The following is a 20230-nucleotide window of genomic DNA, read 5'->3' as shown; positions in this document are numbered from 1 at the left end:
CGGGTAGGGGCGCGAGACCTCCGTTTCCGGCTGGAGCCTGGTCCATGCCTGTGGTCGGGTGAACGATACGACCGTTGATCGGCTGGCTCGAGGGGAGCCGCCGGTGGCAGGAACAGGGAGTCGACCATCGTCACGCTGAGCTGGGCGCTCGGGGGTGTCCTGCTCCTCCTGGTTGCGGGTGCGGCTACGGCTGGCGCTCTTTCCGGCTTCCACCAGAGCCGCCCGATCGTGGTCGCTGCTGCTCGAGCGGTGCTCCAGCTGGCCGCCGTGTCCGCCGTCCTGGTCGCCGTCGTCCGCTCCTTGTGGCTGTCGACCGTCTTCATCTTCGTCATGCTCACCGTTGCCGCTGTCACATCCGCCCGGCGGGTGACCGGGACCCGGCTGCGGTCATCGGGAGGAGCTTCCAGTGCTGCGAGGATGGTCCTGCCGATCGGCGTGGGAGCCCTGCCCGTCGTCGGACTGGTGATGGTCACCGGAACCGTGCCCCTGAGCGGGGAAGCCGTTGTCCCCATCGGTGGAATCCTCATCGGCGGCGCGATGACTGCTACTTCGCTGGCTGGGCGTCGGCTGTTCGACGAGCTCCAGCAACGCCGGGGCGAGGTCGAGGCCGCCCTCGCTCTCGGGCTCCTGCCTCGCGACGCCGTCCTCGAGGTGGTCCGTCCGGCCGCTGCCACCGCATTGGTCCCTGCGCTGGACCAAACGCGCACCGTCGGGCTGGTGACATTGCCCGGCGCGTACGTCGGTGTCCTCCTTGGCGGAGGAAGCGCGATGCAGGCCGGCGCCGCCCAGTTGCTCGTCCTCGTAGGGCTGCTCCTGGTAGAGATCGTCGCCATCTGGGTCGTCACCGAACAAGTCGCTCGCGGCCACCTGCATCGTCCATGACGAGTGGTGACCCAGCCATGCGCGCCCCGGCTGAAGAAGCTGGAGTTACGACCGTGGAACCAGCCATGAGGCGCGAGCGCGCTGGGCAGGCGCCCACGAGCTCGTCCTGGCAAGGCGCCGCACCAGAGGAATGGATGGCCGAGGCGTGAAAGTCCTGATCTCCGGATTGGCGCCCACCCGGTCTGAGATGTCCTACGGATGGGGGCGGGCTCCGATGGCCGAGCGTCCGAACTTGTCATCTCGCGGCTGCCGCGATCCGGACGGCTCGAACTACTTCCGCTGTTCGAGTACTCCCCACACATCTCAGCCGGCTCTCAGTGCTCCCGGGCAACGATTGGTCATCCGCAGCGAGCGACCGCTCGTTCAGCGTTCCCGAGGAGGACGTCGTGAGTGCATCGGTCATGCAGTGTGATCCGCGGAGCAACGCCGACGGTCGGACCGTAGGTTCGTCGGGGAGCCCGACGCCGGCCACTGGTCGCCAGCTTGAGGCGACAGGACGACTGGCTCCTCGGCTCATGTTCTCCGGAGCGGCCTTGTCGTCCCGAGGGCCGCGCCCGGACAACCAAGACTCCGGGCTAGCGAGTCCTGAGCTCGTGGCGGTCGCGGACGGGGTCGGCGGCAATGTCGGTGGGGCGGCAGCGTCAGCGCTGGCCATCACCTCCCTGGTGGAGCAACTTCCACTGCCGTGTGATGGAGATCCGGAGGCGCAGCTCCGCCGGGCCGTGTCCAGGGCAAACCGCCGCCTCGGCCGGCTGCGCTCCGAGGTGCCCGTGTTGGCGGGCATGGCTACGACGCTGACGGCGATGGCACTCTCCGGCGCCGGCCACTTGGTCGTAGCGCACATCGGTGACTCCCGCGCCTACCTGCTCCGCGGCGGGCAGCTCGTCGCCTTGACCAGAGACCACTCGGTCGTCCAGGCGATGCTCGACGCCAGCAGCATCTCCACCGAGCAGGCGCGGAATCATCCGTGGCGATCGGTGCTCATCGCCGCTCTGCAAGGCCGCGAGGACGACACGGTCAACGTGGCAACTTCCACATTGCGGGCCCTTCCGGGGGACCGGGTTCTGCTGTGCTCCGACGGTCTGTGGGGCGACACCTCGTGGCGGAGGACCCGCCGGGCTCTCACCCAGGAGTACACCGCTTCAGCTGCAGCGGTCCGGCTGATGGAGAGCGTGCAGACGGCGCCTGCCAGGGACAACATCACGGTGATCGTCGCAGATGTCACCACGGCAGAGGCGGCAGAGAAGGGCCGACCGTGGTCGTGGGTGCTGCCGCCGAGCCGGACGAGCGCCCGGAGCGCACCGCCGTCGCGTCGGGGAGGTGCTGACCAGACCCTGGCGAAGCGGCGCGCCCTGTGACGGACTGGCGGTGCGTTGAGTTCAGCGAGAGTTAGTGACCGCCCCTCCTGGGAGCGATCCCAAGGTGCTGCTGGAGGGCGTGAACGCGGCACTCAGGCGCTCAGGAGGTCGAGCGGCAGACGATGATGTCGCGTTGGCGGCAGCGGCCGTAATGCCGAAAGCAGAACGCGTGCGATCCCGCCAAGTGGCGGACGGTCCGGTTGGCCGCCTCGTGGTCTGGGACGTGGATCCAGACAGCTGAGCACCCGTCGCGGGCGTATCCCAAGTAGAGGTTGATGCTGTCCGGGGCGGCAGTCACGGCGCCTGCGATGCGCTGAAAAACGCTTCGCTGCGCCATGTGGCGCCGGTAGTCATCGAGGATCTGCTCACCGGCGTAGACCCTCAACGCCTGCCCGCTGAACCCGGCTCTCCGCAGGGCGGCGACCGCCCGGTCAGCGTGGTCAGCATCCTCCAGGAATGCGAGGAGGAGGCCCCTGGGGCTCGAGAACCACGGGGAGCCAAAGGGGCGGCATCACCTCGACGGATCGCCGTGACCGAGCCGCTAGGAATCACGGTCGTCACTCCCTGATTTGCCTTGAGGTTGTTACCCAGCCACGGTTCCAGGCGCTAGCTGAGAGCCCGATGAACGCGTCGGGATGGCCATGGAGCGCGGTCTGTCGGGACGAGCGAGGCCGAACAGGGCGTCGTCTAGCCGGGCGGCGTGTGCCTGCCGGTCGCCCCGCCCGCGCTGGACCAGGCTCGGACGAGTCCCCGCCGATTCCCTCCGGCCTGTCACTCGGGAGTTGGTCGGCGGGCGCGAAGCCGCCTGATGACGATGACGACCACGGCCAGGCCGATGAGGCCGATGGCGGCGTTGTTGATGTAACTGCTGTACGCGCCGACCTGCTGCCACCGGCTACCAAGTGCGTATCCGAGCAGGACGAACAATGAGTTCCACAACGCGCTACCAATGGTCGTGTACAGGGTGAACTTCAGCAGTGGCATGCGTTCGACGCCGGCCGGGATGCTGACCAGGCTGCGTACGACGGGTACGAAGCGACCGAGCAGGACCGCTTGCCCACCGCGACGGGCGAACCAGCGCTCAGCCCGCTGCACGTCGTCGATCGAGATTAACGGCAGGCGATCGGCCATCCGGAGCAGTCGCTGCCGGCCGAAGACCGCGCCCAACGCGTAGAGCACCAGCGCCCCGGCCACCGAACCTGCGGTGGCCCAGGCGATCACGGCCACGACGCTGAGCCGGCCTTGTCCAGCGAGGAATCCCGCCAACGGCAGCACCACTTCGCTCGGGATGGGCGGGAAGAGGTTCTCCAGCGCGACGATCGCGCCGACGCCGGGGCCTCCCAGGCTGGTCATGGTGTCGGCGGCCCATCCCGCGAGACCGGTGAGGTTGTCGCCGCTGGACCCGGAAGTGGTCTGTGCCAGCACAGTCATGCGCCCGTCTCCTTGTCAGCCCGACGGTGCGCCGGGCTCGTCTGGCTCTCGGCCGTCACCCAGAGCCCCCGTGGAGAGGGCTGGATGCATGCTCACGGTGCCGCGGTGCACCTGAGAGCTCGCTGAGACACTGCGGCGGCTCCCGGGCCCGGACGTCAAGTTCGCGCCCGCTGCGGCGCTGGCCCCTCATCCCCGTCTGGACCTCCCGGTGCCTGGCCCTCCACTCAGCGGCATGCCGGGCTGGGTGTCCATCCAGGGGCCGGGCGGGTAGCGAGCCACATGACAGGCGGCGTCCTCAGCGTGCTCTCAGCGGCAGTGGCGGAGGATCGGCCTATGAGTCGTCGACGCGCCGGCGGCATCGTCGGTCTTCTGGTCATCCTCGGCTTCGTCGGCTACCTCTCAGTCTCGCCCCCGGCGGCGTTGACGCCGCTCCTCACCGGGGACCGCCCGTCGGCGAGCGCCGGCCAGGAGGTCCCGGCGATAGAAGGCGCACCCGACGTACGCATCGCGGTAGCGGGGGACACCGGGACCGGCACCCCAGCCGAGGAGGCCACCGGCGGGCGCATGGCGGCGGAGGGTGGGGAGCGGCCCTACGACGCGCTGCTGCTGCTCGGGGACCTGATCTACGACGTCGGCGACGCCACGCTCGTCGACCGCGTGGTGACTGAGCCATTCGCGCCGGTCCTGGACAGCGGGGCGCAGCTGCTGCCGGTGCTCGGCAACCACGACTACGGCAGCGGGGAGCAGCAACAGATCCTGACCGCCCTGGGAGCTGATGCCCCCTGGTATGCGGCACAGGTCGGATCGGTACGGGTCCTGGTCCTGGACTCCAATCGCGTGGACGATCCCGAACAGACGCAGTGGCTGCGCGAGACGCTTGCCGCTCCACAGGCGGCCGGAACCTGGACCGTGGCGGCCATGCACCATCCCGCCTACTCCGCCGGCCACCATGGATCGGACTTGTCAGTGCGGGAGGCGTGGGGCCCCCTGTTCGCGGACGCCGGGGTGCCGCTGGTCCTGGCCGGCCACGACCACGATTACCAGCGCTCGACGCCGCAGGACGGCGTGATCTACGTCGTTTCGGGCGCCGGGGCGAAGACCCGCCCGGTAGGGCACCAGGACTTCACCGCGGTCAGCAGCGCAACGCTGCACTACCTGGATCTCCTCGCCTACGACGACCAACTCGTCGGCCGGGCCATCGACCAGGACGGCAACCTCCTCGACTCCTTCACCATCACCCGGTAGGAACGTCCGCTCCCTCGTCCAGCCGTGGCCCGCCGTACGGGCCGCGGATGCGTGCATTGGCGCCGTCCCCGGCGCCCGGTCACACAGGAGGACACATGAACCTCAACATGGACAAGCGCAAGCTGGCAGCGGCCGGTCTGCTCACCGCCGTCCTGGTCGGTGGCGGTGCGTCGATCGCGGCCGCCTCGGACAACGGCTCCGCACCGGCGGCGACCAGTTCCGCGGTCGGCCAGCAGGAGCCCGACGGGGAGACCGACGACGGTCCCGACGGCGGCCCGGGTAGCGAGCAGGAGGACCAGGACCCGGCCTTCACCGGCAGCGTGGCGGCGCCGGCGGAGACCGAGCAGGCCGACGGGCAGGAGGTCTCGGGCAGCGAGGATCAGGAGCAGGCGTCGCTGCAGGCACTGGCCATGCTGACCCCGCAGCAGGCCGAGCAGGCTGCGCTGGCGGCGGTTCCGGGCACGGTGGCCGAGACCGACCTGGACAACGAGAACGGCTGGGTGGTCTACATCGTGGAGGTCAACGGCGCTGACGGCACGGTGACCGAGGTGGTCATCGACGCCGGCAACGGCGACGTCCTGGCTCAGCAGGCTGAGGACGTCGGCGACCCTGCCGACGCCGCCGACCAGCCCGAGGGGCCGAACAACACCCAGGACTGATCGTTCGGATCCACGGATCGCAGCGTCCCCCGGCGCACGACAAGCCGGGGGCCGCTGCGTGTCCGCACTATGGAAGGCGAACGACGTCGGGGAGTAGGCGCAGCAACTCGGGAATCTGGACCTCGTCGGGACTGGCGGTCCAGAGCGCAGCCAGGAGCACCACTCATAGGAGCAGCAGACCGCCCAGGACGCCGGCCAGCGTCCACCACCAGTGGGCGCCCACGCGGCTCACCAGTCCCTTTGTCGATCGGCTCGTACGGTCGAGGCTGTTGCCTTCGTCGCAACCAGCCGGGATCCCTCTCCTTGCACTCAGGTGCCCGTGATGCCGGCGACCGGTGTACTTGCCCGATGGTGGGCCAGCGCAGCGTGATGATCCTGTTCGCCGTCGTCGAGCGGGCTGACGTGCACGGTGGCGTCGATCAGGCGGGGGACGTCGTGCAGCAGTCGGTGGTGGACGTCGACGGCGATCGCGTGGCCCGCGACGACGCCGATCGCCGGGTCGACGAATACGGCGGCTTCGGCGCGGATGCGGTGCCCGGTCCAGCGCAGGCGTAGGCGCTCAATGCCCAGCACCCCGGGGGTGGCGGTGATGCTGGTCTCGGCGGCGTCGACCAGTTCGGGTTCGACGGCGTCCATCAGTCGCCGGTAGATCTCGGTCGCCGCGCCCTTGAGCACGAACAGGATCGCCACGGTGATGCCGAGGCCGACTAGCGGGTCAGCCAGGGGGAACCCGGCGAGGACACCGAGAGCGCCGAGGACGACGGCGAGTGAGGTGAATCCGTCGGTGCGGGCGTGCAGGCCGTCCGCGACCAACGCCGCGGAGCCGATCTTGCGGCCGACGCGTATGCGGTACAGCGCGACCAGTTCGTTGCCGGCCGCGCCGATGAGGCCAGCGGCGATGACGACCCCGACGTTGCTGATCGGCTGCGGGTCGATCAGCCGGCGGACGGACTCGTAGCCGGCAACCACCGCGGACAGGGCGATCATGACGACGATGAAGACGCCGGCGAGGTCCTCTGCGCGGTCGTAGCCGTAGGTGTAGCGGCGGGAGGCCGCCCGTCGGCCGAGGACAAAGGCGATCCACAACGGGACGGCGGTCAGCGCGTCGGAGAAGTTGTGGATCGTGTCGGCCAGCAGGGCGACCGACCCGGTGAAGAACACCACAACCGCCTGGGCCAGCGCCGTAACCAGCAGCGCGACAAGGCTGATCTTCAGGGCGCGCACGCCCTCCTTACTGGCTTCCAGGGCGGAGTCCACCGAGTCGGTCGAGTCGTGGCTGTGTGGCCGGAAGACGGCGCGGAGCAACCCGGTCAGTCCCCGCCCGTGGTTGTGTCCGTGCGTCTCGTCGTGGCCGTGGCCGTGGACCTGAGCGTGGCCGTGTGTGTGGGACCCCTGGTGCCCGTGGCCCGGCCGGTCGTCGTGGTCGTGCCCGGAGGAACGGCCGCGCTTGACGGCGCGGGGATGGTCCGGCTGCCCTGGAGCGGTCATGGCGTGTCCGTTCCGGTCGTGGAGGTCGGCTGAGTGAGGGCGGTGACGCCTGCGTCGGTGCGGTGGTGCTCGGGAACTCCGGTGCTCGCGTGCTCGGCGTTGTAGAGCGCATCGGTGACGAGCCGGGCGATGTGATCGTTTTCCAGGCGGTAGTAGATCTGCGTGCCCTCCCGGCGGGTGCTCACCAGTCGGCTCATGCGGAGTTTGGCCAGATGCTGGGAGACCGAAGCCGGCAGCTTCCCGACCTCGGCGGCGAGCTCGTTGACCGACAGCTCCCGGTCGATGAGTGCCCAGAGGAGGTGGATGCGCGTGCTGTCGGCCAGCATGCGGAACACCTCCACGGCGAGGTTGACCTGATCACCCGGAAGTGGACTAGGAATTGATCGACTATCTGCACGCATACGCGGATAGTAGACAACGGAGACCAGATCGGATCGCTGATACCGGGCAGGAGAGGCCAAAAGCCCATCCGTGGAACGATCGGTCGGTAGGTCGTTGGGCCCCGGTGGTCGGGCGCGAGGCCGCTGCGACGTCCGGCATGCCGCAACCGGTGCTGAACGGACGAACGCGATGGCTCATCGCAGCAAGCGCATCAGCTGCTGTCGCTTGACCCCGCGCTCTGCCGACTCCGCACGGACGGCCGCCCACGCCCGAGCAGCGTCCAGAGAGAGGAAGGCAAGATCATGATGGGTTCGGGAGCGGGCATGGGCTGGATGTTGATCTTCGGACTGCTGTTGATCGTGGGGCTCACGCTGGTGGTCGTTGTGGTGGTCCGGGCGATCGGGGGCGGCGTCCACCGCAAGGCGGGCCCCACGCACGCCGATGACAGGCCGCGTAGAAGTCGTGCCCGAGAGGTGCTCGACGAGCGCTACGCCCGCGGCGAGTTGACCACCGAGGAGTACCGGGCGCGCCTGACCGCACTGGAGGAGCACGAGTAGTGCAGCCACTCAGTCGGCGCCGTGCCCGTCAACTGGGCGGCCTCGGTCTGTTCGGTGGTGCGGGTCGTGCGAACTCTGCTCGGCTCGCCGCCGTGTGGAAGATGGAGTCCCGACGGCGCGCTGGGAGGCGACCACATGCACCGCGTCATGGTGGTGGACGACGAGGCACTGGTCCGGTCCGGTTTGCAGATGATCCTGGGCTCGGCGGCGGACATCGACGTCATCGCGACCTGTGCTGGTGCCGAGGCCGTGGAAGAGATCCGTCGTCACCGGCCGGACGTCGCGCTGCTGGACATCCGGATGCCTGAGGTCGACGGTCTGGCCGTCCTCCGTGAGCTGGTCGGCTGGCCCGACGCGCCGGTTGTCGCGATGCTGACCACCTTCCACTCCGACGAGTTCGTCGCCGAGGCCCTCGGCGCCGGTGCGGCGGGATTTCTGCTCAAGGACACCGAGCCCGCCCAGCTGATCGCCGCCGTCCGGGCGCTGGCCCTCGGTGAGGGAGTGTTGTCCCCCGCGGTCACGCGCACGGTGATCGACGGCTACCGCGGCCGGACCGGGCCACCGGCGAGCGTGGCGCGGGTCGAGGCGATGAGCCCGCGCGAGCGGGAGGTGCTCGGTCTGCTGGGGCTCGGGTTGTCCAACGCGGAGATCGGGCGTCGCCTGTACTTGAGCACCGCCACGGTGAAGGACTACGTCAGCGCGGTCCTCGCCGGCCTCGGCGTGGCGAACCGGGTGCAAGCGGCGGTGGTGGCCCAGGAAGCTGGGATCGTGCCACCTGAAGACAAAGCCCAGTGACCGTAGCTCCGCGGACGCGTGCGGTGCTGGTGGATGCCGGGCTCGTCGGCCTGGCGCTGCTCGACGCCTGGCTCAGCAACGCCCACGCCACCAGCAGCGCGTTGACCCTGTCCGTGATCGCCGCCCTGGCGCTCACGATCCGGCGTCGCCATCCCTTCGCGGTCTTCGCCCTCACGGTGCCCGCGTTGTTCAGCGGCTACGTCCTCATCGCGCCGTTGACCGCCCTCTACACGGTGGCCGCAGCGACCCGGAACCGCTGGCCGACCGCGGTCTGCGGCGCTCTCGCCGGACTGGGGTACCTCCTCCCGTGGCCATTCGACGGCGCCGATCTCGTGGGCTTGTTCGGCGACCCGCTTGGCCTCATCTACGCCACGGTGTTCGCCGGAGGGCCGGTGGCGCTGGGGCTGCTGGCTCGGACCCGTCGGGAGCTGTCCGACCGGTTCGACGAGTTGACCGCCGGTCAGGAGCGGGAGCGGGAGCTGCTGTCCCGGACGGTGCTCGCAGAGGAACGGACGCGGCTGGCCCGGGAGATGCACGACGTGGTGTCCCACCAGGTCAGCCTCATCGCCGTGCAGGCGGGAGCGCTGAGCACCACGACGTCGGACGGCCAGGTGCGTGAGGCCGCCGACACCATCCGCCGGCTCAGCGTGCAGACCCTCACCGAGCTCCGGCAGATGGTCGGCGTCCTTCGTTCCTCGGCCGAGCAGGCGCCGGAACTCGCCCCCCAACCCCGCATCAGCGACATCCCGCGGCTGATCCGGAACAGCGGCCAGGACGCCGCGCTAGACATTCGTCGGACGGCCGGTCGCAGCTGGCCCGATGCGGTTGAACGGGCGGCTTACCGGACCGTGCAGGAAGCATTGACCAACGCCGGTAAGCACGCTGGAGGCGCTCAGGTCACGGTCACCGTCGCGCCGTCCGGCCCTGATCTATGCGTGACCGTACGCAACGCCCCGCCGCCGGGTGCACGCTCGTACTCCGGCCCGGCAGGCGGAGGACACGGCCTCGTTGGCCTGCGCGAGCGCGCCGAACAGCTCGGTGGTGCGTTCCGCGCCGAACGCACGGCCGACGGCGGCTTCACCGTCAAGGCCGTCTTCCCCGGAGAACCTGACTCCGGGTCGGTGGGCAGCACCGGTCTCCCCCCGGAGGCGCCGTCGGCGCGCCCGGCACGCTGAGGCACTCGGCGCCTCGCGCCATCGGCGACCGCTGACCGGCAGGCGGGGAACCCGCCGATCGGCGGATACCCGGCAGCCGGTCGACGGGATGTGCTCCCCAGCCGGCGGACGCATGGTGGTGAGCATGCACGCGCCGCAGCAGTCCGCGCCGATGTCCGTGATCCAGCAGCGTCATGCCGGGGTGGGGTCCTGATGCCGGACCGCGAGGACTCCAGATGTTCGGCAGCCGACACCGCCTCGACCGGTGCGCCCAGGGATCCCGAGCTGCACGGTCCGCGGGCAGACCGGATGCGTGCGGATGCCCGACAGGATCCCGGGCCGCCCAGCCTGACGACCCCGGGCCGGCTGATCGGTGTGGACGCCACGCGGGGACTGGCCCTGCTCGGGATGATGGCGGTGCACTCCCTGTGGGCCTACGACGACAACGGCGAGGTCACCTGGCACTACGCGCTGGCCGCCGGCCAGTCGGCCGCCACCTTCGCGCTACTGGCTGGGCTCGGCATCGCCTTCATGACCGGCCGGCGGCGAGTGGAGCCTGGTGAGTGGAAGCCGACCGCGGCGTCGCTGGCCGCCCGCGCCGGGGTCATCGCCGCCGTCGGCCTGTTCCTGGGCTGGACCGACGCCAGCCTGGCCACGGTCATCCTCGTCTACTACGCCGTGCTGTTCCTCCTGGCGATCCCGGTGGTCCTTCTGTCCACACGAGTCCTGTTCGCCGTCGGGACGGCGATCGCGGTCGTCGTCCCAGTGCTCAGTCACCTCGTCCGTCCGGCGCTGCCGGAAGCATCCGGCGACAACATCGCTCTCGGGCAGGTGTTCACCGACCCCGTCGGCCTGCTGCTCGAGTTGACCGTCACCGGGCTCTACCCGGCGCTGCCGTGGATGGCCTACATCTGCATCGGCATTGCGATCGGCCGACTGCGGCTGTCCGAACACCGGGTCGCCGTCCGCCTGCTGGCAGTCGGGTCGGCCGTCGCCGTCGGGGCCTGGGTCCTGTCCACCCTCCTGCTGAAGGCGTTCGGAGGTGAGTCCCAGCTCTACGCGACCGCCGCCCAGAGCGGGCTCAGCGAGACCGACGTCAGCGATCTACTCGTCTTCGGCAGCGGTGGCACCACGCCGACGGGGACCTGGTGGTGGCTGGCGACCACCGCACCGCACACGTCGACGCCACTGGACTTGGCCTACACCATCGGCGTGAGCGCGGCGCTACTCGGCGGCCTGCTCCTGCTCGCCCGCCCGGCGGGGAAGTTCCTGCTCCCGATCGCCGCGGCCGGGGGCATGACTCTGACGCTGTACACGGCGCACGTCCTGTTCATCAACTCGCCGCTGGACGTGTTCAGTGCCACGTCGGGCTACCTGTTGCAGCTGGTGGCTGTGCTCGCGTTCGCCGTTGCCTGGCGCATGGCGATGGGCCGGGGCCCACTCGAGCAGCTGGCGGCCGACGCAGCGCGGCGCGCACGACGAGCCGTGCACGGACGAGCCGGAGCGCCGACGGACACCTCGACTCCGTGAACTCCCAGCGTCGCCCACCCCGACCCAGCCACTTCCTTGGCGGACAGCGGGTACGCCGGGTCATCACCGTCCTCGCCGGCCTCGTGGTCCTCGTACTGACCGGGACCGGCCCGGCGGTCGCCGAGCCTCCCTTCGCGGTGGACGAGTTGCTGACCGACCCGAATGGCGTCTTGGAGACCCAAGCGGCCGAGGTCCAGAGCGCCTTGGAGGCCGTCCGGGACAAGACCGGCGGATCACTGCACGTGGTCGTCGTGTCCAACTTCGAAGAGGCCGGAGCGGACTGGGCAGAGCAGGTCGCGACCCAGTCCGACCTGGGCTCCTCTTATCTGCTGTTCGCCATGGCCGTGGACGACAACGGCTACCAGTACTGGGTGGGGGACACCTTCCCCTGGGACGTCAGCCGAATCGAGGAGCTCGTCGTCGCAGCGGCCCAGCCGGACGTACTGAACGGCAACTGGAGCGGCGCGGTGACATCGCTGGCGGACGGGCTGCGCACCGGCGAAACCCCCGAAGTGGCCGATGGCTCCGGCGGCACCAGTTGGACGGGGGCGACGACGTCGGCGGTCATCGGAGGCGCCCTGCTCGTCCTGTTGGGCGCCCATCGGTTGTCTCGCCGGCCCCAAGCGAAGCGGACTCAGGCTTCGTAGGAGCTGCCGAGGTTCAGAACCCGACCGGTTGCACCTGCGGATCCTGAAGTGGACGCCACTCGCCGAGAATTGGGATGCGGAAGTCGCTCGCCGGTTGTGTGCCGAAGCTTCAGTCGAGGTGAGTCTCGCGTCAGGCGGGCGCGGCGTCTCCTCGTCGAACTCGCGTAGTGCGGGCACGGTCTCAGCCTTCCTGCGAGATCGAAGCTCTGCTCGATACAGGACAGTTCAGCTGCATATGCACTGCGCGACGTGCTACAGGTCAAAGCGTCGCCGCCAAGAGGAAGCCGGCTGCAAGGGCGGGACCGAAAGGGATTGTGGTCTGTCGGGTGCCTCCACGAGCCAGCGCGATCCCTCCCTGCGCACACGACACCCCAGCGAACACGGCAAGGCCCAACAGCAGGCCGCCGCTGGTCGCGTGTCCGAGACCTAGGCCACCCAGCGTTGCCAGCCGGACGTCGCCGTAGCCCGCCCCCGCGAACCGCCAGCACAGCAGCATGGTGAACCCGGCAGCAACCGTGCTGACCCCGCTGAGCAGCAGGCCACCCCAGTCGCCGCGCATGGCGAGCCCGACGATCAGCAGCAGGCCGGTCGCGACGCCGGCCTGCCGGACGAGCCGAGTGGGAATGCGCTGGTTGACCGCGTCACACGAGGCTGCCGCGACCATGGCGCATCCCCAGAGGAGCAGGACCGGCGCCAGTTCCCAGATCTCCGTTCGCCGCCACGTCGCGATTGCCGCTGCTCCCGCCAGGCCGCCGCCCAGGCTGCTGGCCAACCACAAGGTCCAGCCTGCTCGGTCGCGACGAGCCAGCTCGGTCAGCCCCCACCAGGTCAGCAGGGGAGTGATCGTGGCAGCAGAGAGGCTCGCCGCGAACATCCAGCCACCGTTCATCAGCCCTCCTTTGGGACTGCTGCACGACCAGGTGACAGGTTGGGTCAGGCAGCCTGAGCGGCCAGTGTGGGGACGATGGTCTCGTACTCGATGGGCGTGAGTCGACCGAGGGCGTCCTGACGCCGCCGGCGGTGGTAGGTGCGTTCGATCCAGGTGACGATCGCGATCCGCAGCTCTTGCTGGGTGCGCCAGTGGCGGCGGTCGAGCACGTTCTTCTGGAGCAGGGCGAAGAACGATTCCATGGCCGCGTTGTCGCCGGCCGCGCCGACTCTGCCCATCGAGCCGGACAGCTGATGCCGGTTGAGGGCGCGCACGAATTTCCGGCTGCGGAATTGGGATCCGCGGTCGGAATGCACGATGCAGCCGGCCACGTCAGCGCCGTCGGCATGGCGCCGGGCGACGGCGTTGTCCAGCGCGGTGACCGCGAGCCGGGACTTCATCCGGGAGTCGATGGAGTAGCCGACGATCCGGTTGGAGTGCACGTCCTTGATCGCGCACAGGTAGAGCTTGCCCTCGGCGGTGCGGTGTTCGGTGATGTCGGTCAACCACACGGCGTTGGGCGCCTCGGCGGTGAACACCCGGTTGACCCGGTCGTCGTGCACCGGCGGGCCGGGACGGCCGCCCTTGCCCCGGCGAGGCTTACCGAACGCGCTCCACCAGCCGTTGGTCGAGCAGATCGCCCAGGCGGTCCGGGCAGTCATCGGCTGACCGTTCGCGGCGGCCTCGTCGACGAGCAGGCGGTAGCCGAACTCCGGATCGTCCCGGTGGGCGTCGAACAGCGCATTGGCCCGGTGCGCCTGGGTGAGGTCGCTGGTGGTGACCGGGTCGGCCAGCCACCGGTAGTAGGGCTGGCGGGCGATCTTGAGAACCCGGCACGTCACCGTCACGGCGATCCCGTCGACGGCGAGCTCACGGACGAGCGGGTAGATCATTTTCCCGGCAGATTCGCCTGCGACAGGTAGGCCGCCGCGCGGCGCAGGACCTCGTTCTCCTGCTCGAGCAACCGGATCCGCTTGCGGGCCTCGCGCAGGTCCGCGTTCTCCGCCGCCGTGGTCCCGGGCTTGACGCCGTCTTCGACGTCAGCGGCCTTCATCCAGTTCGTCAGACAGGACTCGCTGATCCCGAAGTCGGCAGCGATCTGCTTCAGGTGCTGGCCCGGCTCACGGTTGCGGGCGACGTTCACGACGTCGTCGCGGAACTCCTTGGGGTAGGGCTTGGGCACGGTGAACATCCTTCCAGCGGCACCTCTCGGCACCACAGATCAGATGTCACCTACTCGTGCAGCAGTCCCCACTGGTCGGCGTCGGCATCTGGTGTGCGCCCCCAGCAGCTGCCGGAACGGACGGGGTCTCTTGCCAGCAGTACAACTCGCACGGCATCTGCGTCGTCGAGGCCAGCTCGGACGGGGCACCTGCGGACCCGTCGACCCTGCCGGTCGCTGCAGCTCCGGCCAGTGACCGTGGTGATGCCGTAGAGCCGAATTGCACGGTCGCCCTCGCCACTACCACCGTCATTCCCTGCCAGACCGCTGACGGGTGGTGGGTGCAGACCATGCAGTGCTACGCCCAAGAGGCAGTTGAGCAGCCCCCGAAGGACGCAGCCGTCTGGGGTGGGCGCACCGACGGCGCCGTCTACTTGTGCAGCTACTACACCGATGGTCGCTCGTTCCCAGGCACGAATGGCTTCACCTTCTGGTCCGCGACCCCACCGGCCGGGCCTGCAGCCGTCGATCCCGCCGTGCTGGCCGAAGAGGCGTTGCGCACCCTGACGGTCCCGGCGCCGACGACTGGGCGGTACCCGGCCGGTGCGCTGCAGAACGGGCAACCGTTCACGGTCGTCAACGCCTACACGTGGTTCTGGACCGACCCAGCTGGGTTCCAGCCGCTGACCGCCCGTGCGGACGCCGGCGGCGTGTGGTCCCAGGTGGTGGTCACGCCGACAGCCCTGTCCTTCACACCCGGCGATGGGGCGGAGGCCGTCTCCTGCTCAGGTCCGGGCATGGTCTGGCAGCCCACAGACGGCGTCTGGTCGCGCTCTCCGGCGGGCTGTCACTACCGGTATCCGCACTCGTCGATCCACCATCCCGACCGACAGGTCACGGCAACGTACGGCATCGAGTGGTCCGTCGCATGGACGTCGTCGACAGGTGGCAGTGGCACGTTGCCGCAGCTCACGACGACGACGAACGCAACGTTCGCCGTCGTGGAGGCGCAAGCGGTGGTGACCGGATGACCGCCCGGGCCGAGACGGCGGCGAAGCAGGTCGCGAGCAGCCCAGTTCCGGCACCAACCGTGGCGCCGCCATCGCCGGCGCCACCACTGCGGAGCGCCGCGGCGCGACCACGCGTCAGCCGCAAGTCGCTGGTCCTCAGCGTGCTGGTCGTGCTGCTCGGCGGGCTCGTCGCCTTCGCCGCCGGTCAGATGCTGACTGCCCGCACTGAAGTGCTGGCGGTGGCCCGGGACGTGCAGGTGGGATCGACGATCACAGCTGATGACCTGGCGGTCGCGAGCGTCACGTCTGACCCGCGCCTGTCGCCGATCCCAGCGGCGGAGCAGTCCCAGGTGATCGGGATGGTCGCGCAGGTCCCGCTCGTCCGCGGGGGACTGCTGACCCGCAGCCAGGTCGGCGTCGACATCGGCCTGGCGGCCGGTGAGATGTTGGTGGCCCTGCCGATGAAGGAGGGCCAGTTCCCGGCGCGTGGGCTGACGGCGGGCCAGCGGGTCATTGTCGTCCCGACGCCGGGCAGCGCTGGTGCGAGCAGCGCGGCCGGTGCTGGGGGAGGGGGTGCCCAGCAACTCATCGAGGCGACCGTCGCCGAGGTGGGGCCGGAGAACCCGACCACGCAGGTGACGGTGGTCGACGTTCGGCTCCGCGGGGACGACGGGCCGACGGTGGCCCAGCTCGCCTCAACCGGGAACCTGGCGCTGATCCTGTTGCCGGGTGATGGCTGATCCGATGCTGACCGTTCTGGCTTCGGGCAAGGCAGCCCCGGGCGTGACCACAGCCACCTGGGCACTGGCGCTGTCCTGGCCGGGGCCGCTGTTGGTCGCCGACTGTGACCTTGCCGGTGGGGACATGGTGCCGGGCATGCTCGCCGGCCGGGTCGGCATCGACCACGGCTTGCTGTCCTGGTCAACCGCCGCCCGCCATGACCTACCGGTGGCAGGAGCAGCCGCGCTGCTCGCCGAGCACGGGATCCAGGTGCCGGAGCAACCGCAGACGACGCTGGTTCCTGGCTTCGCGACCGCCATGCAGGGCAGCTCGTTCACCCCCGATGCCTGGGAGCGGCTCGCGCGCTCCTTGCAGCGATCCACGGCCTCCCTCGGGAGGGACGCCCTGGTGGACGCCGGACGCCTGGTCAGCGACCGGGGTTGCTGGCCGGTGCTGCGCGCTGCAGACCAGGTGCTGTTGACGGTGCGGCCCAGCGTGCGATCGGTGCACGCCGCACAGGACGCCGTCCGGCGGCTACGCCAGGAACTCGGCGACCTGACGACCGTGACTGCGTTGGTCGTCGGGGACGGTCCCTACTCCGCGGGTGAGGTGGCAGAGGCACTGGAGCTGCCGCTGGTCGGCGTGCTCCCGGAGGACCGGGCCGCAGCAACGGTCCTCTCCGACGGGGGCCGGATGAGCGTGAAGTCGATGCGGCGGTCCTCGTTGATGCGAGCTGCGACGTCCCTGGCCAGCAAGCTGGCCGCCTCCGCCGAGTCGTCGTCCGATGTCGCGGCGGTGGCTGGATGACCCCGATCCCGGGGGCTTCGAGGACGACGATCCGAACGGCAGAAGGCGCCCAGCTCACCGACGCCGAGTACCGCATCGTGGCCGAGCTCCGCGACCGGGTGTCGACGCGGCTGACGGTGGAGGACAGGAACTACGCGCCTGGTCCGCGGCGGGAGCTGACCAGGAAGCTGATCGGCGACGAGTACGAGCAGTGGCTGCTGCACGAAGCGCACCGTGGTCGGGCGGCTCCGGCCGTGACGACCGAGGACACGATCTTCGCCGCCGTCCTGGCCGAGCTCGACGGGTTGGGACGGCTGGCTCCGCTGCTCGCGCGCCAGGACGTGGAGGACATCCACTTCGAGGGCTGCGACCCCACGGTGTTGCGCACGCTGGACGGACAGCTGGTGGCCGGACCCCCGATCGCGTCCACTGACGAAGAGCTCGAGCAGTTGCTGCGGTCGATCGGGTCACGCTCGGACGGCGGGCAGACCAGCCGGGAGTTCTCCTCAGCCAGCCCCATCCTCAACGTGCGGCTGCAGGGCGTCACAGAGCTGGGGGCCCGGCTCCAGGCGGCGATGGACGTGCTGCCCCGGCCGGCCGGGGTGATCCGCGTGCACCGGTTCGGCGATCCGAGCCTGGACGACCTGCACCGGATGAACATGGTCGACTCCCCGGTCCGCGCCTTCCTGCAGGCCGCGGTCGAGGCGGGCGTCTCCCCACTCGTCACCGGAGCGCCCGGCGTCGGGAAGACCACCTTGCTGCGGGCTCTGGGCAACGCCATCCCCTGGAACAACGTCGTCATCACCGTGGAGGACGAGCGCGAGCTCGGCCTGCACCTGCCGCGGTGGGATCCGGTCCATCAGCAATTGGTCAAGCGGCATGCGGTGTGCCGGCCGTTCGAGTCACGACTGCCCAACGCCGAGGGGCGCGGTGGCTTCGACATGGGTGATGCGCTCCACCTCGCACTGCGGGCCTCGCCGACCTGGGTGCTGGTCGGTGAGGTCCGCGGGGCCTACGTCACCTCGCTGCTGGAGGCCGCGACCAGCGGCATTGCCTCGGTGATGTGCACCATCCACTCTCCCTCGGCCGAGGGCGTCTTCGACAAGGTGCTCATCAACGCGCTGAAGGCCCACCCCACCCCGTCAACGGAACTGGTGTTGCGCTCGCTCGCTGCCCTCGGACTCGTCGTCCACGTGCAGCGTGACCGCAGCTACTCGCGGTTCGTGTCTGGCATCTACGAGCTCGGGGCGATCGGCGACTCCGGCCGCCCGGACCTCAAGCCCGTCTTCGCGCCCCGAGCTGGCGATGGCCGGGCGCAGGCCACCGGGCCGGGGATGCTGAGCGAACCCTTGGCCGAGAAGCTGAACGCGGTGGGCTTCGACCTGAACTGGCTGCATCCCGGTGCCTCGGACTGGCCGGTCGATCCGCACCCGCTGGAAGCTGCGTCGTGACGGCTGGCTCCCTGCTGTTGACCCTCGCCGGAGTGCTCGTCGCCGGCGGCGTCGTTGCTTTCGTCGCGACGGTGCGAGGCGTCAGCCTCCTTCCCGCTGGAACAGCGTCGGCGCGCGTGCCCCGCCGGCGGCAGGTCACCCCGCTGCTCGTGGGTGCGCTGGCGGCCGGAGTGTTGGTCCTGCTGATCACCGGTTGGCCGGTGGCCGCCCTCGCTGCGGTCGGTGGCGTGGTGTTCATCCCGAAGGTGCTCGGCGGAGGCAAGGCGTCCAAGCAGCTGATCGTCACCTCAGACGCACTGGCGGACTGGACCCGACGGCTGGCCGACCTGATCAGCTCCGGCGCTGCCGGCTCGACCCGGGAGGCGCTGCGCCGCTCGCTGACCTCCGCGCCGGCCGCGATCGCCCCGGCAGTCAGCAACCTGGTGACCCGGATGGGCCCGCAGGGTGTCGAGTCGGCGCTCCGGCAGTTCGCACGCGAGGTCGGCGATCCTGCCGCCGACAAGATCGCCATGGTGCTCATCCTGCGCGAGCGCAACGGCGGTCCCGGACTCGCCGAGGTGCTCACCGCGCTGGCCGCAGACCTGGACGAGCGCTCCCGAATGGTGCGTGAGGTGGAGGCTGAACGGGCCAAGCCTCGGGCCAACATGCGCACGATCGTGGTGACCACGCTGATCTTGGTGGTCGGGATGACGTTGTTCGCTCGGACGTTCCTGTCGGGCTACTCCACCGTCCTCGGGCAGGTGGCCCTGCTGCTGGACGTCGTCGTCTTCGGGACGGCGTTGCGATGGATGCGGCGCTTGTCCGACCCGCCGACGCGTCCGCGAGTGCTCGTCGATCCCGACCTGGTGATGGTGGACCGGTGACGGGGCTCCAGGCGGCCACGCTCGCAGGCATGCTCGTGGCGCTCGGCCTGGTCCTCGGAGCTCGGGCGTTGCGTCCGGCGCCCCCGGCGCTGTCTGCCGCGCTCGATCAGCTCTCGGCCGGCCCGGCCGTGCGATCCACACCAGCAGCACCGCTGACCGGGACGGGCGACTGGTGGGACCGTCTACCACGCTCGGTGACCCGTGCCGTCGAAGAGCGCCTCGGCGTTCCCGACGCCGACCTGAACATCCTCGGACGGACCCGCACCCAGCTCGCCGTCCGCAAGCTGACGCTTGCCTTCGCCGGGCTGTTGACCCCTGCACTGTTCGGGCTGGCGCTGGTGCTCATCGACGTGACCGTGCCGTTCGTGTTCCCCGGTGCCTTCGGACTCGCTCTCGCCGCTGTCGGTTGGCTGCTGCCCTCCGCCGAGACCCGGGAGGAGGCCAGGCATGCGCGGGCCGAGTTCCGCAGCAACCTCGAGTCCTTCCTCACCCTCGTGGCGGGTGAGCGTCGGGCGAGGGGGTCCGTGGAGCAGGCCCTGGAGGAGGCCGCCGAGGTGTCCGGCAGCGTGCCCTTCCGCCGCATGCACCGCGCGTTCCGGCGCGCCGCGCTGTCCGGTCGCAAGCCGTGGACCGACCTACGCGACCTCGGCGACGAACTCGACGTGGCCGAGCTTCGCAGCCTCGCCGACATCGCAGCCGTGGCAGCCGACGGTGCGTCGGTCTACAACACCCTGCTGGCCACCGCCCGGACCCTGCGGCACACCGAGCTGTCCGACGCCCGGAGCGAGGCGAACGAAATCAGTGAGCGGATGTCGCGCCCGCTGGCACTGCTGGTCACCGGGCTGACTCTGTTCGTCCTCGTTCCCTTCCTGCTCCGCATGTTCGCCGTCACTCCATGAGCACACCGCACACCCGGAGGTCCTCCATGTCCCAGACCACGATCGGCGACCGCCGATCCCAGATCATCGGGGCGCTGTACGCCGCGGCCGCCCTCCTCCTCGGCTGGCTGCGCGCCGAGGACGTCGCTGACGACCGGGGGTCGGACTCCTCGGAGAAGGCCTTCATGGTGATCCTGGCCATCGCGCTGGGCGGTGCGGTCACCGCGGCAGCGGTGGCATTCGTGGCCAGCAAGACGGCTCTCTTCCAGTAGGGGTCCAGCGCGTCATGTCTGTGCCACGCGTCC

The 20230-nt window shown here is 70.0% G+C and carries 21 protein-coding genes; 16 read left to right on the top strand and 5 right to left on the bottom strand.

Translation table 11 applies throughout. The annotated features are described in order from the left end of the window. Nucleotides 1-126 precede the first annotated feature (126 nt). Together FB380_RS18685 and FB380_RS18680 are read left to right on the top strand one after the other, a co-directional pair. Nucleotides 127-882 carry an ABC transporter permease gene (locus tag FB380_RS18685; RefSeq protein WP_341800248.1) on the top strand — a complete coding sequence of 252 codons (756 nt, stop codon included), beginning with the start codon at nucleotides 127-129 and terminating at the stop codon, nucleotides 880-882. A 401-nt stretch (nucleotides 883-1283) separates the two neighbouring features. Next, nucleotides 1284-2240, top strand: coding sequence for a PP2C family protein-serine/threonine phosphatase (locus tag FB380_RS18680; RefSeq protein WP_341800247.1), 957 nt, complete (start codon nucleotides 1284-1286; stop codon nucleotides 2238-2240). Between the two features lie 771 nt (nucleotides 2241-3011). Here FB380_RS18680 and FB380_RS18675 read toward each other — a convergent pair. Next, a complete protein-coding gene (locus tag FB380_RS18675) occupies nucleotides 3012-3671 on the bottom strand; it encodes a DedA family protein (RefSeq protein WP_166756816.1) in 660 nt (219 codons plus the stop codon). Between the two features lie 333 nt (nucleotides 3672-4004). Here FB380_RS18675 and FB380_RS18670 point away from each other — a divergent pair, with 333 nt between their 5' ends. Together FB380_RS18670 and FB380_RS18665 are read left to right on the top strand one after the other, a co-directional pair. Beyond that, nucleotides 4005-4916, top strand: coding sequence for a metallophosphoesterase family protein (locus FB380_RS18670; RefSeq protein WP_166756815.1), 912 nt, complete (start codon nucleotides 4005-4007; stop codon nucleotides 4914-4916). Between the two features lie 95 nt (nucleotides 4917-5011). Beyond that, a complete protein-coding gene (locus FB380_RS18665) occupies nucleotides 5012-5575 on the top strand; it encodes a PepSY domain-containing protein (RefSeq protein ID WP_166756814.1) in 564 nt (187 codons plus the stop codon). A 309-nt stretch (nucleotides 5576-5884) separates the two neighbouring features. Here the strand turns inward: FB380_RS18665 and FB380_RS18660 are convergent, their stop codons facing one another. Both FB380_RS18660 and FB380_RS18655 read right to left on the bottom strand, forming a co-directional pair. Continuing rightward, nucleotides 5885-6832, bottom strand: a complete 948-nt coding sequence (locus tag FB380_RS18660) for a cation diffusion facilitator family transporter (protein WP_229682376.1) — start codon at nucleotides 6830-6832, stop codon at nucleotides 5885-5887. Between the two features lie 227 nt (nucleotides 6833-7059). Beyond that, nucleotides 7060-7464 (bottom strand): ArsR/SmtB family transcription factor, encoded by a 405-nt coding sequence (locus tag FB380_RS18655; protein ID WP_166756812.1) that lies wholly within the window; start codon nucleotides 7462-7464, stop codon nucleotides 7060-7062. Nucleotides 7465-7767: 303 nt separating this feature from the next. Between FB380_RS18655 and FB380_RS18650 the strand changes: the two genes are divergently transcribed. The 5 genes from FB380_RS18650 to FB380_RS18630 all read left to right on the top strand — a co-directional run bounded on the left by FB380_RS18650 (nucleotide 7768) and on the right by FB380_RS18630 (nucleotide 12127). Continuing rightward, a complete protein-coding gene (locus FB380_RS18650; RefSeq protein ID WP_229682377.1) occupies nucleotides 7768-8001 on the top strand; it encodes an SHOCT domain-containing protein in 234 nt (77 codons plus the stop codon). A gap of 54 nt (nucleotides 8002-8055) precedes the next feature. Next, the gene (locus FB380_RS18645; RefSeq protein WP_308423062.1) at nucleotides 8056-8796 is read left to right on the top strand and encodes a response regulator transcription factor; all 741 of its coding nucleotides are present in this window, start codon (nucleotides 8056-8058) and stop codon (nucleotides 8794-8796) included. 23 nt (nucleotides 8797-8819) lie between these two features. Then, nucleotides 8820-9971: a sensor histidine kinase gene (locus tag FB380_RS18640; protein WP_208383691.1), complete on the top strand. Its 1152-nt coding sequence runs from the start codon at nucleotides 8820-8822 to the stop codon at nucleotides 9969-9971. Between the two features lie 354 nt (nucleotides 9972-10325). Continuing rightward, nucleotides 10326-11480 (top strand): heparan-alpha-glucosaminide N-acetyltransferase domain-containing protein, encoded by a 1155-nt coding sequence (locus FB380_RS18635; RefSeq protein WP_208383690.1) that lies wholly within the window; start codon nucleotides 10326-10328, stop codon nucleotides 11478-11480. After that, complete coding sequence (locus FB380_RS18630; protein ID WP_166756808.1) at nucleotides 11477-12127, top strand: TPM domain-containing protein; 651 nt, start codon at nucleotides 11477-11479, stop codon at nucleotides 12125-12127. Before FB380_RS18635 ends, FB380_RS18630 begins: the two co-directional genes overlap by 4 nt. A gap of 259 nt (nucleotides 12128-12386) precedes the next feature. Here the strand turns inward: FB380_RS18630 and FB380_RS18625 are convergent, their stop codons facing one another. Then, nucleotides 12387-13016, bottom strand: a complete 630-nt coding sequence (locus tag FB380_RS18625) for a peptidase (RefSeq protein WP_166756807.1) — start codon at nucleotides 13014-13016, stop codon at nucleotides 12387-12389. A gap of 44 nt (nucleotides 13017-13060) precedes the next feature. Next, a protein-coding gene (locus FB380_RS18620; protein WP_249523877.1) for an IS3 family transposase occupies nucleotides 13061-14238 on the bottom strand; the annotation gives its coding sequence in 2 pieces (ribosomal slippage) (nucleotides 13061-13951 and nucleotides 13954-14238; 1176 coding nt in all). Between the two features lie 320 nt (nucleotides 14239-14558). Between FB380_RS18620 and FB380_RS18615 the strand changes: the two genes are divergently transcribed. The 7 genes from FB380_RS18615 to FB380_RS18585 all read left to right on the top strand — a co-directional run bounded on the left by FB380_RS18615 (nucleotide 14559) and on the right by FB380_RS18585 (nucleotide 20197). Beyond that, complete coding sequence (locus FB380_RS18615) at nucleotides 14559-15248, top strand: hypothetical protein (RefSeq protein ID WP_229682349.1); 690 nt, start codon at nucleotides 14559-14561, stop codon at nucleotides 15246-15248. After that, on the top strand, nucleotides 15245-15967 hold the full coding sequence (locus FB380_RS18610) for an SAF domain-containing protein (RefSeq protein WP_166756806.1): 723 nt from the start codon (nucleotides 15245-15247) through the stop codon (nucleotides 15965-15967). The genes FB380_RS18615 and FB380_RS18610 overlap by 4 nt, the downstream gene beginning before the upstream one ends. A gap of 43 nt (nucleotides 15968-16010) precedes the next feature. Next, on the top strand, nucleotides 16011-16754 hold the full coding sequence (locus FB380_RS18605) for a CpaE/TadZ family protein (protein ID WP_229682350.1): 744 nt from the start codon (nucleotides 16011-16013) through the stop codon (nucleotides 16752-16754). Next, nucleotides 16751-18184: a TadA family conjugal transfer-associated ATPase gene (locus FB380_RS18600; protein WP_229682351.1), complete on the top strand. Its 1434-nt coding sequence runs from the start codon at nucleotides 16751-16753 to the stop codon at nucleotides 18182-18184. Before FB380_RS18605 ends, FB380_RS18600 begins: the two co-directional genes overlap by 4 nt. Nucleotides 18185-18300: 116 nt before the next feature. Next, on the top strand, nucleotides 18301-19047 hold the full coding sequence (locus FB380_RS18595; protein WP_229682352.1) for a type II secretion system F family protein: 747 nt from the start codon (nucleotides 18301-18303) through the stop codon (nucleotides 19045-19047). 29 nt (nucleotides 19048-19076) lie between these two features. Next, a complete protein-coding gene (locus tag FB380_RS18590; protein ID WP_229682353.1) occupies nucleotides 19077-19946 on the top strand; it encodes a type II secretion system F family protein in 870 nt (289 codons plus the stop codon). Between the two features lie 26 nt (nucleotides 19947-19972). Then, the gene (locus tag FB380_RS18585; protein ID WP_166756802.1) at nucleotides 19973-20197 is read left to right on the top strand and encodes a hypothetical protein; all 225 of its coding nucleotides are present in this window, start codon (nucleotides 19973-19975) and stop codon (nucleotides 20195-20197) included. Nucleotides 20198-20230 lie beyond the last annotated feature (33 nt).

Source organism: Modestobacter marinus, assembly GCF_011758655.1.
Classification (GTDB): Bacteria; Actinomycetota; Actinomycetes; order Mycobacteriales; family Geodermatophilaceae; genus Modestobacter; species Modestobacter marinus.
Note: the sequence above shows the minus strand (reverse complement) of the source record. Positions and strands in the feature narration are given on the sequence as shown.

What these genes read in the sequence shown, in the direction of transcription:
- FB380_RS18680 (WP_341800247.1), top strand. Translation starts at nt 1,284, where the DNA reads ATGCAGTGTGATCCGCGGAGCAACGCCGACGGTCGGACCGTAGGTTCG.
- FB380_RS18650 (WP_229682377.1), top strand. Translation starts at nt 7,768, where the DNA reads ATGGGCTGGATGTTGATCTTCGGACTGCTGTTGATCGTGGGGCTCACG.
- FB380_RS18675 (WP_166756816.1), bottom strand. Translation starts at nt 3,671, where the DNA reads ATGACTGTGCTGGCACAGACCACTTCCGGGTCCAGCGGCGACAACCTC.
- FB380_RS18670 (WP_166756815.1), top strand. Translation starts at nt 4,005, where the DNA reads ATGAGTCGTCGACGCGCCGGCGGCATCGTCGGTCTTCTGGTCATCCTC.
- FB380_RS18585 (WP_166756802.1), top strand. Translation starts at nt 19,973, where the DNA reads ATGTCCCAGACCACGATCGGCGACCGCCGATCCCAGATCATCGGGGCG.
- FB380_RS18625 (WP_166756807.1), bottom strand. Translation starts at nt 13,016, where the DNA reads ATGAACGGTGGCTGGATGTTCGCGGCGAGCCTCTCTGCTGCCACGATC.
- FB380_RS18610 (WP_166756806.1), top strand. Translation starts at nt 15,245, where the DNA reads ATGACCGCCCGGGCCGAGACGGCGGCGAAGCAGGTCGCGAGCAGCCCA.
- FB380_RS18655 (WP_166756812.1), bottom strand. Translation starts at nt 7,464, where the DNA reads ATGCGTGCAGATAGTCGATCAATTCCTAGTCCACTTCCGGGTGATCAG.
- FB380_RS18590 (WP_229682353.1), top strand. Translation starts at nt 19,077, where the DNA reads ATGCTCGTGGCGCTCGGCCTGGTCCTCGGAGCTCGGGCGTTGCGTCCG.
- FB380_RS18665 (WP_166756814.1), top strand. Translation starts at nt 5,012, where the DNA reads ATGAACCTCAACATGGACAAGCGCAAGCTGGCAGCGGCCGGTCTGCTC.
- FB380_RS18600 (WP_229682351.1), top strand. Translation starts at nt 16,751, where the DNA reads ATGACCCCGATCCCGGGGGCTTCGAGGACGACGATCCGAACGGCAGAA.